This is a genomic window from Enterococcus sp. 5B3_DIV0040 (assembly GCF_002140755.1).
Taxonomy (GTDB): Bacteria; Bacillota; Bacilli; order Lactobacillales; family Enterococcaceae; genus Enterococcus_D; species Enterococcus_D casseliflavus.
On record NZ_NGLC01000001.1, the window covers coordinates 195862 to 209435 of the forward strand.

Consider the following 13574-nt stretch of genomic DNA (forward strand, 5'->3'; position numbering starts at 1 on the left):
TTTCATGAAAGGTATAGAAGGATGGTTGTAACGCATGGATAGAGAATTACGAAATATTGAAAGCCTACGTCCCAAAATGCGAATTATTTGGTTTTTAACGATTCAAGATATCGTTTTTATTGTGTTGATTACAGCGGCTTTTTGGGCGATTCGGAAAGTGGCTTTTCCGCCTTTGCAAGAAGTCTTTTGGGTTGGGACTGGAATACAGCTTCTTTTTTTATTGAAACCACCTAAAAGCAATCCAGATAAATCCCATTTGTTAATGATGTATTTAACGCTTCGGCGATTTATTACAGGTCAATATAAGTGGTACCGAAGCATTGACAGTCATGATTTTCAGGACAAGGAGGATAAGCATTTGTGAAAGTAGATTTTTCAAAAAAAGCACAACGTAAACAAACGAAAAAGAAACAAAAAAAGCCGACATTTTCGGTGGTTTTACCGGAAGAACGCGAGAAAAAAGAAGAACAATTAGATCGAACAACGAAAGAAAATGTGACACGAAAAGATACTTTGTTGACGACAAAACAATCGATTAATCAACATGTATCACAAAAAAAGAGTCGAAAACAATTACAAAAGATTTTATCCATTCATCCGATAAAATCTTGGGGGAGCCACCCAGAAGAAGGGTTTATTCGGTATACGCATGGTTATTTTGAAATTGTTCGCATGCGTGGACATAATCTTTTTGGGATGAAAGCCAAAGAATTTCAACAAATCACTAATTCATATGCAGCGTTAACCAATTTATATGCGCCTCCTTTTAAATTAGTTTCGATTCATTCGCCAGTGGATACCTCTATGCAACAAAAGTTTTTTCAAACGAAGTATCAACAATGCAATGAACTTATTCAGCGAAAAATGTTGTCTAATAACTATGAAGAACTTGCGTTTATTGGAAAGTATCGCCAAAGTGAAGAATTTTTTATTTTCATCTATGGGTATGATGAAGAAAAACTACGAGAGAATTTAGCGGATTTTTACCGTAGTAAAGGGCTTTTACAAATTGAGTCATTGACTAAAGAAGAAAAGGTTCAATTATTATTTCGAATGGCCAATCCAATGTTAAAATTTGCCCCATTACCAACGAAAGAATTTGTCGTCAAGAATCGTCGGATTTTAGAAGAAAAATTAGATGTTCAGTTGTTGCAACGGATTCAACCGCAAGGAAATTTTAAAGCGGCTGAAACTTATACGCAAACGGGTTCAGGCTATCAAGCATGTTTGCATGTCTATAAATTGCAATCGGAACCAGCACCGTTATGGCTATTACCGTTTACTCGAATAAAAGATAAGCTATTAACAATTGATGTTGCGACTCAAGATGATACGCACTTGCGGCAGGATATTCGAAATGCCATTCGACAGCTAGGAGGTACGATTCGACAAGAAAAAGATCCAACTGAAAAAGAACTCAAACTTGAAGAATACCGTCGGTTGGTGGATCTTTCAAAAGATATTACACGAAAAAGAGAAATTTTAAAGTATTGCAGTATTCGTTTGTATTTGTATGCGGAATCTCTCCAAGCATTAGAAAAGCGAGTGTTAGAGACACGAAAAAAAATAGAAAAAGAAGAGTTTGGACTGATTACTTATACCTTGGAACAAGAGTATGAATGGCAGTCTTTATTTTTAGACTATTTTTCTCAACAGTTATTGCCTAATCGTCGATCAGGTTTAGATATTGCTAGTACGGAGTTTGGTTCCAGTTATCCTGCAAATGAGGTTAGTTTAAAAGATACGCGAGGGAAGTATTTTGGCTTGTCAAATACAGGGGGCCAAATGTTGATTGATTTCTTTGAGAATACGGAAACACGAACGTTTTATAATATCCTGATTACAGGGTTAATGGGCTATGGAAAAACAACATTAATGAAAAAAATCATGGATATGTGTATTTCATTAGGTTATATGGTTCGTGGGTTTGATAAGTCAGGCGAATTTACGGAATTGATTCGTAAAAGAAAGGGAACGATTATCCGTTTGGATGGGCAGGATGGCCGATTAAATATTTTTGAGGTTTTTCCATTAGCCATCAATGATGAGACGTTACAAATCAATGAGAGTGCTTCTATGACGATCCATTTAGCGAAACTAGGGACGTGGTACTCGATTTTAAAGCCTCAGGCGCCGATTGAAGAATTAGATTTATTTGATACTGTCGTAACGGATTTGTATACTGAAAAAGGATTTCTAGATGAAGATGGTATTGTTGGCCAAGTCACGCGACTAAAACCGGAAGAATATCCCATTTTGGCAGATCTGATTGCGCTTGTAGAAAAGAAAATGGCGCAAGCGGAGTATGAAATTGAACGGAATCTTTGTTTCAACATTCATACGACGTTAAGGAATCTAATTAAAAAAACGCGTGATATGTTTAATGGGCCAACAACGGTTCCCGACTTATCCGAAGAACAAATTTTGTTTTTCAATATTGATGGGTTAACGAATTTTGATGATCGGTACGTCAATGCCCAATTATTCAATGCGTTCAACTTATTCAGTTCCACGTTGTTTAATCATGGTCGGATTCAAGCACAAAACTATAAAAATAATGAAGTGTCGTTTGATCTTCTTTCTCGAGGCATGTTTTTTATGGCAGAAGCACACAATTTATTAAATCCAAATAATCCACGAATGGTCAATTACTTTAATACCTATGCTCGAGAAGCACGGAAACGTTTTGCAGGCCTTTGTTTAGATACGCAAACGGCACGTTCGCTACAAAGTAGAAAGAAACAGCGGACAAACGTGACAGATGAGACATCTGATATTTATGATTTTATGCAGTATCGTTTCTTTTTTCGCCCAGGAGAAGGAGAAGAGGAAGAATTGTCTGAATCAAATGGTGGCGTATTAACCGATGTACAAGCGGAAAAAATTGCGCAGTTTGGCCAAGGACAAACACTTTTGAGGGTAGGAAAAGATGCTGCTTATGAAATGTTTGTCTATGCCTCAGATGAGGAGTTGGCCTTGTACAATGGTGGAGGACGTAAAATCAATGAAAGTGATCGCCTATGAATCGTTTGAAACATTTTCTGGTAAAAAAATATGTGTGGCCAATTTTATTGTCTAGTGGAATCCTGTCTTTTTGTCTGGTTAGTTTTTTTGTGCTGATCATTGGATTAGCTATTTATCAAAATATGGATACACAAGAGGATTGTATTCCTGCGAATATAGAAGTGGAGACAGAGAATATTGGTGTTCCTAAATCGATTGATGAATTTATCAAAAGTCACAAAGATGCGTATATTCTTTCCTGGAAAGCGGGGGGCTTTTTGCCGTCAGCAAGTATTGCACAGACGATGGTGGAAAATGGATTCAATTTTACGAATCCTTCGGGAACCAGTTTTTGGCAAGCGCACAATTTTGGAGGTGTCAAGACTTCTCGTTTAGAAGACTTCCCTATCACGTTGGCAACATTTGGCAAAGATGCGGTGGATATTACCGGCACGAAACCTGGAACCAATGTCGGTGATAACACTGGGGGCGCGTATACGTGGTTCAAAAGCTATAGTGCCGGGATTGTCGGGAAAGCGGAATTTATGGCGCATCAAAGCCTTTATAAAGGCGCGATCAATAATACAGATGGATTAGCTGCACTACGTGCGATTGCGCAAGGCGGTTGGGCAACTGATGGGTCCTATTTGATGAAATTACATGCTGCTTATGAGACTTTTGGAAAGAACTATCAATGGTTGGATCAAGAAGCTATTACAAAGTATGGCACGGCGCCTTATAAGGATGAATCGGAATTAAATGGTTCAATTGTTTCTCTTCCTAAAAAACAAAGTCAAGCGACAATCAATGCATCCAAACGAAATAAGCTTGTCGACTTGGCGAAAAGTCGGATTGGTGTACCTTATGTTTGGGGCGGCCGTGAGTGGGAAACGGGGATGGATTGTTCAGGACTTACGATGTTGGTATATCAACGTGTGGGGGTTGATTTGCCGCCGACTGCTGAAACACAATCAAGCGCAGTAAAAAGAATCGAACAAGATCAGGCTAAGCCAGGAGATTTGGTCTTTTGGGGGCCTACGGGACAGTCCCATCATGTAGCGATTTACATTGGGGATGGGAAGATTATTGAAGAACCACAACCGGGGGAAGTCTGCAAAGAAAATGCATTGTATGGGGATTATTGGTTTGGTTCGGTGGATGGTTTATCCAATGATTTAGACAGTGGTACCGATGAAGAGGGGTGTATTTTACCAAGTGCCACAGAAACAGCAACGACACAAGTGGTAGGCCAAAATTCTGCGCCGACATTAGAAGTACCAGCAGAATATAAAGGCAAATTAACGTTGCCGCCACCAGATAATAAAAACTATGCCGGGAATAATTATCCTTTTGGACAGTGTACTTGGGGAGCGTATAATCGCATGTCACAGCTTGGAACACCGATCGAATGGTTTTCAGGCGACGGTGGCAATGGCGGCTCCTGGGGCGCTTCTGCACGTGCAAGAGGCTATACCGTGGTGAAAGGCAAGCCACAAGTTGGTTGGGCCGCAAGTATTTATGGTGGTTTAGCAGGATCAACTCCACCGTATGGACATATCGCCGTGTGTGAATATGTCAATCCAGATGGCAGTATCTTAGTGAGTGAAACCAATGTGGTGAATCCAGGATCTGGGACTCTTTCTTGGCGTGTATTGGACAAAACCACGGTCGATCAAATAGAATTTATACAAGGAAAAGGGGGATAGATTAACGATGAAAAAAAGACAAAGTTGTTGGAAGTATTTGATGCTTATGGGATTATTAGGGGTGTTAGTCAGTGGTTGTCAAACGGTGGATGAAAGAGAAAACTATTCAGGAGAGCAGGAAGGGATACAAGAACAGCTAGCAAACGAAAAAGAGAAAAATGCCAAATTACAAGAGGAACTAGAGCAAGAAAAACAAAAGTATGAGGATCTGGATCGGGAGACGTATGGCCCTGAAAAGCAGGCTTTATATCAAGCCATTGATGAAACATTTTCTTTGATATGTGACTATGATACAACGAAGAGGGAAGATAGTGTTGCGAATCGAAAAAAGAAATTGGAACAGTGGGTTACAAGTACGGGAATCAATGATCTTTTCCCAAATGATGCCGATCAAGGAGAGTATTCGGTAGAAACTCGTTCGTATTTATCTGAAGAGCCTGAAGTCTATTTGATGACTGATATGAGAAAGGTGACGAATGGGAAATTGCTCGCTTTAGTGATGGTTCGATTTGAATTTTCTGTAGCTGGAAGTGATGCTCAAAAGGGGCATGCGTTGTACAAAGTAATCTTTGATCGAAAAGAACGGAAACTGGCGGATTTAGATAATTTGGGAGATATCGATGTGTATTAATCGTTTTTCAAAGAAGAAAATTTTGATGAGAACGCTTGGTTGTTTGTTCTTTTTCTTTCTCTTTTTAGGAGGAGATTGTTTCTATCAAATGAAACAGTCTCCTCCTATTTCTATCCCTGATTCATCGAGGGATATTTATTTCTTTTATCGAGATGATTGTCCAGATTGTCAATCTGTTTTCCCACTTATTTATGGGGAAAAATTACTTGGAAAAAAGATTCAATGGGTGAATCTGAATCAAACCTTTAATCGGCAATATATTAGAAAATATGGGTTGAAGCAGGTACCTACATTGCTAAAAAATTCTAAAAAAGAAACGAGTACAAATTGGCAGGAAATCGATTTATTTATATGGAAAAAATAGTGAATGAGAGAAGAAGTGTTTGAGGCATTTCTTCTTTTTTTGTATGAGGAGGGACACGATGGAACAGCCGAAAACACGGATGGATCGTTTCCGTGATTGGTGGGAAAAGAAGCAATTACACTTCCGTCGGAGGCAATCGATTTGGTATTTCTTATGGATGATAGAGATTGTTTTGTTTTACAGTTTGTTGATTGGATTGAACTTTTTTATTTCGACAGATCCGGTCTATCATACCATCAAAGAAGGGCAACTTTTACAATTTCATGATGTTCAATATGAGCTTGTTTCCTATGAAATGGATCCAAAAACAGGGCAACTTTTACTGAAGTTAGGGAATCCATCCTTAGAAGTTGCCTCGTTTGAAACAAGGAAATGGCATGTGTCTGTAGAGTATCAAAATGGGCAGAAAGATCGATCAACAGTTAAGACATTTTCTGGAGAAAATGACTATACTGTATTGGCAATTTCTCACTTATCAAAGGAGTGGGATGCACTTCGAGTGACTCTTTCTTTTACGCAAGCTGGGGAGTCTACTGAACAGAAATTAGTCTTTAGTAAGGATGATTTAAACCCAGAAAAAGTACACATTCCTACACAACAAATGGTGGAAAAAGAAGCGATTCAGTATAGTATCCATCAACGTGAAAAGGCGATTTTACAATGCGAAAAAGCCATTGAGAAATCGCAACAAAGTGTGACAGAATTGACGCAAACGATCGACAAACTATCGAAAGATTTACCGTATCAGACGGAGAAACAGCAGATGGAAACCAATGGTCAAATGGAACAATTGGAAGGAACGATTCGGGAATATATCAACCAACAAGAAGAGCAACAAAGACAAAAAGAAGAGTATCAACAGCAGATTGAAAAGCTAAAAGAGAAAGAAAAAAGTTTAGAAAAATAAGGAAGGAAGCAAGGAAAAAAATCCAATTCATTTGGAAAAAGTGTCAAATACATTAGGAAGATTTTTCTAAAAAGCTGCTGATTTTTCCGGAAAAGAAAAAGGGGAAAATCGAGAAAAATCAAAAATAACATGGAAAAAGTATCGAAAATCCTTTGCACTAAAAAGTTTAAAAAGAGGATATTTCACAAAGTTATGGTGTTAAAACTGGCACTAAGGGCATGTTAGGGGATATTTTTATGGTGCCAAAACTGGCACTATCCTTTTTTTATAGTGTTAAGACTGGCACTATTTGCCTATTTGATGGTGTTAAAAGTGGCACTATCCGATTTTTTGTAGTGCAAGAAGTGGCACTATGAAAAAATTATAGTGTTAAAACCGGCACTATAGAGAAAAAGTATAGTGTTAAAAGTAGCACTGTTTTAATTTTTCTGTGAATTTTGTTATTTAAAATAGTGCCAAGACTGGCACTATTCCCTATTTTTTAGTGCAAAACACTACTTTTTCACAAAATTTATAGTGCAAGAAGTGGCACTATTTTGCTTTTATCTGTACCCATGAAAACCCCTTGCACTGCAAGGATCCATTTGAAAAATGGGTACAGTTTTCCCTTATGCTCTTGAACAAAAATACGCCTCCCTCGGCTGTGCCTCGGTTGGCGTATTCGTTCAACAGAAAATCTTTTGAAAGGAGGTCTGTCTATGGCGAAAACAGTGTCGAATTTTGATGAATTGCGAGTCAGAGATTTTCCGCTGGATAAGAAAGTTCGTCTGATGGAATTGGCCAGTCAGGAGGAGAAGTCTTTGAATCAATTTCTTTATGATCATTTAGTGGAATTGAGTGAACGATCGGAAGTAAAAGCGTTAGATGAACGGTATGCAGAAGTCGTAAAAGAAGTGGTTTTTGCATTGAATTTATGTACAGAAGAAATGAAAAAGGTACAGGAATTGTATCGCTTTGTGATGGGAGAGTGACCAGATGAATCAAGAAGAAAAAACAGCAGTTCGTATCAATGCCTATGTGTCAAAACAAACCAGGGATTGGTTAAAGGAGTATATGGATAGAAGGGATGAAAAAATATCTTATGGGACAGCTATCGAGGAACTAGTTGAACAAGCAAGAGCTGAGCAAGATCACCATGAGTTAGCTGAAATTATTTCTGACGTTGTTACGAATAACATTCTAGAAGAGTTGAAAGAAAAATTAGATGTGATTCGTGTTCGAACGGGTTATGCAGACCGACAAACGAAAGTGTTAACAGAGGTTTTGAACCATATAGTAAACGCACTGGAGATTGATCGAATGCCAGAAGATGTTGTTTTAACGACTCGTTCAAAAACCTATGTATTGGATGAAGCAGAAAAGCGAATTAGTGAACAAATTGCTCACTTTAAGCAACAGGCTACCGCAAAGAAAGCAGCGAAAGAGGGAAGGAAAGATGAAGGCATTGAAGTATGAGTGCTTCACCAGGAGTTGTGACAAAAACAAAATTTATTTCTGCGAAGAGTTCTAAGTTTAGAAAAGCCATTGACTATATTGATCGTTCAGAAGCAACAAGAAAACAAACTGTGGATCAGTGGCATGCATTTGTCACTGATCCTGCCCTTCAATTACGAGATGGTGGGGAGCGAATCAGTACATTATTTACTTCTCGACAAGACTATGTGGATCTAGAGACGAAGTATCAAATCAAGCAACATTTTTTAGAAGCACAGGCCAATGAAAGTCCAATGTGGCAGACCGTATTTTCTTTCGATAATAACTACTTAAAGGAGTTGGGGTTATTGCATGAAAAGGGAAATTATACATTGAACGAAGCGGCCGTTCGACACGCGACAAGACAATCAATCCAACAGATGATTGACCAAATGGGGTTAGGCGAAAGCGTGGAATGGGCAGGAGCAATTCATTACAATACGGGAAATATTCATGTGCATACCATGCTTGTGGTTCGACAACCAGAACATGTTTTACCCAAAATGAATTTTTATGGAAGAGAAGTCTATCGGGGAAAGATTCCACCTAAAACTCGACGTGCAATGAAATCAACGTTTGCGAATACGATCGAGAACCGAGAACCCGCATTGGTACGAATCAGCTATTTGATGCGAGAAGAGTTAACAAAGAGTCTTTTTCAACAAGGCTATTCAAAAAATATTTTGTTGCTTCGACAGTTAACGGAACTGATTAATCACCTGCCAAAGGATCGTCGAACATGGCGATACAATCATTCTGCCATTAAACCGTATCAATCGATGATTGATGGAATAACTGAACAACTTTTGCATCAGGAACGACCTGGAACGTATGAAGAACTGCAACAGCTTTTAACCGAACAAACAGCATTTTATCTGCGTGTGTATGGGGAACATTCTCCAGAAGGAAATGAAGGAAAACGTTATGCAGAGAATAAGCGAGCAGAGCTTTCTAAGATGATGGGGAATGCGCTGTTAAAAGACTTAAGTCACTTAGTCAGTGTCCAAGAGTGGAAACAAACGCAAACATTTACTCCAGAGCAAATGGAGAGGTTCCATCAAGAACGAGCAAAACGGCAATTGACTCAAAAAAGTGTTTTTGTTTTGAAGCAAAGTGTCAAAGAATCGTATCAAGATTTTTTGAACCGTTGTTCCTATGAACGTGATGTGTATCAAGCAGAATATAAAAGAAAACAAGAGCAACAAAGAGGAAGAGGCTATTAAGTCGCTTCCTTTTTTTGTGTATAGGAGGCACAGAAAATGACCGAGAAGAAACTGGCACGTATATTTTCGAAAGAGGAAATACAACAAGCCGCGAATGTAGATATTGTAGATTTTATTACTCATTTTGGGAAAGGCCAATTGAAAGGAAGTGGGCGATACCCTAAATATTATATTAATGGTCATGAAACCATTGTGATTGATCGAAAACGAAACTATTTTTATCATAATGGACAGTCCAGAGGGAATAATATTATTAAGCTTTTGCAAGACTATGAAGGATATAGTTTCAGAGAAGCAGTTGGGCTGCTTTTGGGAGAAGAGCTGAATGAACATGATCAACGACAGACAGTTGAAGAAAAGAAAGAACCTTATCGTTATCAATATGTAAAATCGGATTCGACCGAACGTGTGAGAACCTATTTAATTCATGAAAGGCACATTGATCAAGAAATTGTTGACTATTTGATTGATCATGATTTGTTAATTCAGGATCTCGTCTATCATAGTGCTGTTTTTCACTGGAAAGAATATGGAGAACCCGATGGGAAAACAGTTGGTGCGACGTCAATTACGACAGGAAAACGAAAGAATGGCTCTTCAGGGAAATATATTATGAAAACGTCCCGTTCGCATTATGGATTTAACCTTACTCTTGGAGAGCCGAGAAAACTATTTTTCTTTGAAGCCGCAATCGATTTACTCTCTTATTGGTCGTTGCATAAAGAGTTAACGAATGCGCGGTTGATCTGCATGGAAGGATTAAAGGATCAAACCGTTATCCATTTTATTCAAGAGACTTACCAACATTGGAACATGTTACCTTATGAAGGGATTTATTACGGTGTTGATAATGATGCGGCAGGGCACCGGTTTTATGATCGGCTGGATCGGGATTTGAATTTTAAACAAGGAAAAGAGTCAAATGAATTGATTAAGAACATTGAATTGATTCCTTTCAATCAAGACATGTCGAAAGAAGTGTATGAACTGACGCAACAAATTGCCGCAGAATATGCCGTTGATTGGAAATTATTAAGTACGATCCACAAAGTGGAGAATAATTGGACAACGTCTGAAGTCATAGCGAATGGGTTCAATTTGTACGGTTATTTTGCAGTAGAAGATAAACAAGCAGATCCTAAAAAATCGATTTCCTTGGGTACATGTTTACGAAGAGTAGCAAAAAAAATCCACGAACAAGCCATTACCTTAGAAACTTTGGATACTCTATATAAAGATGATCTCCATTCTCAAATGGATCGCCAAGCAATGAAGTTGCGATGGCAAAAAGTGTATGACTCATTGGAGAATATTCAGATCGTATCTGAGGTGAAAAAAGACCAGAATGACCAGTTAAAACAAGCGATTCAATCAGGAGAAAGAACAGGAAAAACGCCGCTTATTGTTCCTATTCTTTCTAAAGGGAGTATTTTAAAGCAAAAGCAGGAATCGTTTCGTTATACGGTACAAGAGGCAACACACACACAGATTATTCAGGAACATTTGACAAAAACATTTGGGATTGATCCATTAATTGTAGAAGCTTTAATAAAAAAAGGATTGATTCGACAAGATGAAAATGACCGAATTCTTTATTTATGGGGAAAAAAGGGACAAGTGGTTGGTGGTCAGTATACAGGTACGGTAGAGGACAAAAGCTTTGGGCGACAAAAAGTTGATCACGGCATTCTTTATCAGTCCAAAGCAGGCTATGGGTTTAATTTGACATTGGGGAAAGCAAGAGAAATGATCTTTTTTCAATCGCCAGAAGATTTATTGTCCTATTGGTCGTTACACAAAAACAGCTTAAAAGATTGTTTTTTATGTAGTTTGTCGGATCCATCTGCGGATTCAGTGGTTGATTGGATCAATTTCTCTTTAGCAGAAGGGAAATCCATTGAGCATGTGACACTTGGCTTTGATCGTACAAAGCAATCGAAAGAAATCATTGAGGGGATCACTCAACTCTCTGCGTATCAACCAAAAGAAAAGGGGATTATGACAGATGAAGGAGTGGTAATTCCTATGAAATCGGCTTTACCGGTGATTGGGAAAACATGGTTGGAAGAAAATCAATTGAAGCAGGAACGAAGCCATAAAAAAGAACAACTCCAGGAAATGATCCGTACACAGCAATTTCCTTCAGAATTTAGGACTGATAAGAAACTAACTAGGAATAGAGGAAGGGGGATATAGCCAGTGTATTTTTTATATCAATCCGTGTCAGGAGCTGTATAGGTTTAGAAATGTAGAGTGGATAACATTGACATGCAAGGGAAACGATTGTACAATGGTGTTGTACAATGGAGGGGATTATAATGGAAGCAGTAACTTACAGTAATTTTAGGCAAAATTTAAGAGGACTAATGCGACAAATTAATGATGATTCTGAGAGATTAGTTGTAACTACGAATGATAATACTGATGTAGTAGTATTAAGCAAATCAGATTATGATGCCTGGCAAGAAACTTTTTATTTGATGCAATCAAAATTAAATAGAACCCGACTGGATGATGCAATTACCGATGTAGAACGGTCACTCTCTAATCTTAAAGAATTCGATTTGGATGAGGAATTTGAATGAAAGTTTTATGGCATGAAAAAGCGTGGGAAGATTTCGAATATTGGTTGGATCAAGATAAAAAAGTAGCTAAAAAAATACGGAGACTTATAAAAGAAATTAAGAGAGAGCCTTTTGAAGGAATCGGAAAACCCGAACCTTTAAAAAATGTTTGGTCTGGTTATTGGTCAAGACGTATTACAGATGAGCATAGACTTGTGTACAAAGTACAAGAGGATTTTTTAATTATTGTTCAAGCTAGGTATCATTATGATTGATTCTCACTTGAGAATCAGACCTACTTTTTCTGTAGTATACTCGTTTATTTATGAAAACAGGCGAATTGCGAGTGTCGAGTGTTCAGACCAGTTTCTGAACACTTTTTTACCAACAATTCATCTGATTTTCGTATCAAAAACTTATAAGTTTTTGATACGTGGTTAAATTTGCGATATAATAGGTTTAAGAACGTTTCATAAACTTATGTCATAAAGTTAAGGGGATTCTACATGGTTTTAGAGAATAAATTGGGTTTGATCAATCAAGTTAAGTTGGCCAAGGCTGAAGAAAAAATCAGCAAGCAAAAAGCGAAGGAATTATACGATTCAGGAAAAATAAACGAAATCGAAGTCGGCACGTTTAAAGGCTTATCTGAAATTCATGAGTTTCTCTTTTCAGAAATTTACGATTTTGCCGAAAAAATTCGGACGGTCAATATTGCAAAAGGAAATTTTCGATTTGCACCGGTCATGTACTTGGAACATTCATTAAAGCATATTGATCAGATGCCACAAACTTCTTTTGAAGAGATTATCAAGAAATACGTGGAAATGAATATCGCTCACCCTTTTCGTGAAGGAAATGGACGAAGTACTAGAATTTGGTTGGATCTCATTTTGAAAGAAGAATTGCAAAAAGTTGTGGATTGGAACTTGATTAACAAAGAAGACTATCTTTCTGCAATGGAGCGGAGTCCGGTAAATGACTTAGAAATACGCTATCTGATTTCTAACGCTCTAACTGATGAAATTAACGATCGCGAGTTGTATATGAAGGGTATTGATGTTAGCTATTTCTATGAAGGATACTCTGAGTACACAATCGATGATTTGTAGGAGCAGGTGGAGCAAATGACAAAATATGGCTATGCACGTGTTTCTACTGCTTCTCAAAGTACAAAAGAACAAATCCAACAGCTGCTTGAGAATGGTGTTGAGAAGAAGAATATTTTTTCTGAAAAATTTACAGGTACAAAACGAGATCGGCCAAAGTTTAATCAGTTATTGGATAGTCTGAAACCTGGAGATGAGATTGTCGTTACTAAACTTGATCGATTCGCTCGTAATACACGGGAAGCATTAGAAATCATTGAGCCTTTACTCGATGATAACGTTACGATCAAGGTTTTGAATTTAGGAACGATTGAAAATACATCGATGGGGAGAATGATCGTTCGTACCTTGTTGAGTGTTGCTGAAATGGAACGTGATATGATTGTAGAGCGTACGCAAGAAGGAAAAATGTTTGCAAAAAAGAATAATCCTAATTACAGAGAGGGACGTCCGAAAGCCACGATTACACCTAAGAAGCAACATGCATATGAACTTCTTACTTCGGGTAAGTCATACAAAGAAGTAGAAGTTATTACTGGGTTTAGTCGTAGTACACTTTTTAGAATAAAGAAAAAAATTGAAGAGGGGGATTGA

14 protein-coding genes are annotated in these 13574 nt (G+C 37.9%); all 14 read left to right on the top strand.

Features of this window, described 5'->3' with window-relative positions; translation table 11 throughout:
• Positions 1 to 34: 34 nt before the first annotated feature.
• Positions 35 to 364, top strand: coding sequence for a hypothetical protein (locus A5883_RS01020; protein WP_086337826.1), 330 nt, complete (start codon positions 35 to 37; stop codon positions 362 to 364).
• On the top strand, positions 361 to 3024 hold the full coding sequence (locus A5883_RS01025; RefSeq protein ID WP_086337827.1) for a hypothetical protein: 2664 nt from the start codon (positions 361 to 363) through the stop codon (positions 3022 to 3024). The genes A5883_RS01020 and A5883_RS01025 overlap by 4 nt, the downstream gene beginning before the upstream one ends.
• Entirely contained in the window at positions 3021 to 4709 is a 1689-nt protein-coding gene (locus A5883_RS01030) for an NlpC/P60 family protein (protein WP_254907810.1), read from the top strand. Before A5883_RS01025 ends, A5883_RS01030 begins: the two co-directional genes overlap by 4 nt.
• A 7-nt stretch (positions 4710 to 4716) precedes the next feature.
• Entirely contained in the window at positions 4717 to 5340 is a 624-nt protein-coding gene (locus A5883_RS01035; protein ID WP_086337828.1) for a hypothetical protein, read from the top strand.
• Positions 5330 to 5704 (top strand): thioredoxin family protein, encoded by a 375-nt coding sequence (locus A5883_RS01040; RefSeq protein ID WP_086337829.1) that lies wholly within the window; start codon positions 5330 to 5332, stop codon positions 5702 to 5704. The genes A5883_RS01035 and A5883_RS01040 overlap by 11 nt, the downstream gene beginning before the upstream one ends.
• Before the next feature lie 58 nt (positions 5705 to 5762).
• The gene (locus A5883_RS01045; RefSeq protein WP_086337830.1) at positions 5763 to 6611 is read left to right on the top strand and encodes a hypothetical protein; all 849 of its coding nucleotides are present in this window, start codon (positions 5763 to 5765) and stop codon (positions 6609 to 6611) included.
• A gap of 698 nt (positions 6612 to 7309) precedes the next feature.
• Positions 7310 to 7582 carry a hypothetical protein gene (locus A5883_RS01050; RefSeq protein ID WP_086337831.1) on the top strand — a complete coding sequence of 91 codons (273 nt, stop codon included), beginning with the start codon at positions 7310 to 7312 and terminating at the stop codon, positions 7580 to 7582.
• Between the two features lie 4 nt (positions 7583 to 7586).
• Positions 7587 to 8066, top strand: a complete 480-nt coding sequence (locus A5883_RS01055; protein WP_086337832.1) for a hypothetical protein — start codon at positions 7587 to 7589, stop codon at positions 8064 to 8066.
• Positions 8063 to 9307 carry a MobP2 family relaxase gene (mobP2, locus tag A5883_RS01060; RefSeq protein WP_086337833.1) on the top strand — a complete coding sequence of 415 codons (1245 nt, stop codon included), beginning with the start codon at positions 8063 to 8065 and terminating at the stop codon, positions 9305 to 9307. Before A5883_RS01055 ends, mobP2 begins: the two co-directional genes overlap by 4 nt.
• Before the next feature lie 36 nt (positions 9308 to 9343).
• On the top strand, positions 9344 to 11503 hold the full coding sequence (locus A5883_RS01065; RefSeq protein WP_086337834.1) for a DUF3991 domain-containing protein: 2160 nt from the start codon (positions 9344 to 9346) through the stop codon (positions 11501 to 11503).
• 122 nt (positions 11504 to 11625) lie between these two features.
• Entirely contained in the window at positions 11626 to 11892 is a 267-nt protein-coding gene (locus tag A5883_RS01070; RefSeq protein WP_086337835.1) for a type II toxin-antitoxin system Phd/YefM family antitoxin, read from the top strand.
• On the top strand, positions 11889 to 12146 hold the full coding sequence (locus tag A5883_RS01075; protein WP_086337836.1) for a Txe/YoeB family addiction module toxin: 258 nt from the start codon (positions 11889 to 11891) through the stop codon (positions 12144 to 12146). The genes A5883_RS01070 and A5883_RS01075 overlap by 4 nt, the downstream gene beginning before the upstream one ends.
• Positions 12147 to 12377: 231 nt before the next feature.
• Positions 12378 to 12983 (top strand): protein adenylyltransferase Fic, encoded by a 606-nt coding sequence (fic, locus tag A5883_RS01080; protein ID WP_086337837.1) that lies wholly within the window; start codon positions 12378 to 12380, stop codon positions 12981 to 12983.
• A gap of 15 nt (positions 12984 to 12998) precedes the next feature.
• Positions 12999 to 13574, top strand: a complete 576-nt coding sequence (locus A5883_RS01085) for a recombinase family protein (protein ID WP_086337838.1) — start codon at positions 12999 to 13001, stop codon at positions 13572 to 13574.

Bases quoted from the DNA above. Each gene is read 5' to 3' on its own strand.
- A5883_RS01020 (WP_086337826.1), top strand. From the start codon at position 35: ATGGATAGAGAATTACGAAATATTGAAAGCCTACGTCCCAAAATGCGA.
- A5883_RS01030 (WP_254907810.1), top strand. From the start codon at position 3,021: ATGAATCGTTTGAAACATTTTCTGGTAAAAAAATATGTGTGGCCAATT.
- A5883_RS01035 (WP_086337828.1), top strand. From the start codon at position 4,717: ATGAAAAAAAGACAAAGTTGTTGGAAGTATTTGATGCTTATGGGATTA.
- A5883_RS01040 (WP_086337829.1), top strand. From the start codon at position 5,330: ATGTGTATTAATCGTTTTTCAAAGAAGAAAATTTTGATGAGAACGCTT.
- A5883_RS01045 (WP_086337830.1), top strand. From the start codon at position 5,763: ATGGAACAGCCGAAAACACGGATGGATCGTTTCCGTGATTGGTGGGAA.
- A5883_RS01050 (WP_086337831.1), top strand. From the start codon at position 7,310: ATGGCGAAAACAGTGTCGAATTTTGATGAATTGCGAGTCAGAGATTTT.
- A5883_RS01055 (WP_086337832.1), top strand. From the start codon at position 7,587: ATGAATCAAGAAGAAAAAACAGCAGTTCGTATCAATGCCTATGTGTCA.
- mobP2 (WP_086337833.1), top strand. From the start codon at position 8,063: ATGAGTGCTTCACCAGGAGTTGTGACAAAAACAAAATTTATTTCTGCG.
- A5883_RS01065 (WP_086337834.1), top strand. From the start codon at position 9,344: ATGACCGAGAAGAAACTGGCACGTATATTTTCGAAAGAGGAAATACAA.
- A5883_RS01070 (WP_086337835.1), top strand. From the start codon at position 11,626: ATGGAAGCAGTAACTTACAGTAATTTTAGGCAAAATTTAAGAGGACTA.
- A5883_RS01075 (WP_086337836.1), top strand. From the start codon at position 11,889: ATGAAAGTTTTATGGCATGAAAAAGCGTGGGAAGATTTCGAATATTGG.
- fic (WP_086337837.1), top strand. From the start codon at position 12,378: ATGGTTTTAGAGAATAAATTGGGTTTGATCAATCAAGTTAAGTTGGCC.
- A5883_RS01085 (WP_086337838.1), top strand. From the start codon at position 12,999: ATGACAAAATATGGCTATGCACGTGTTTCTACTGCTTCTCAAAGTACA.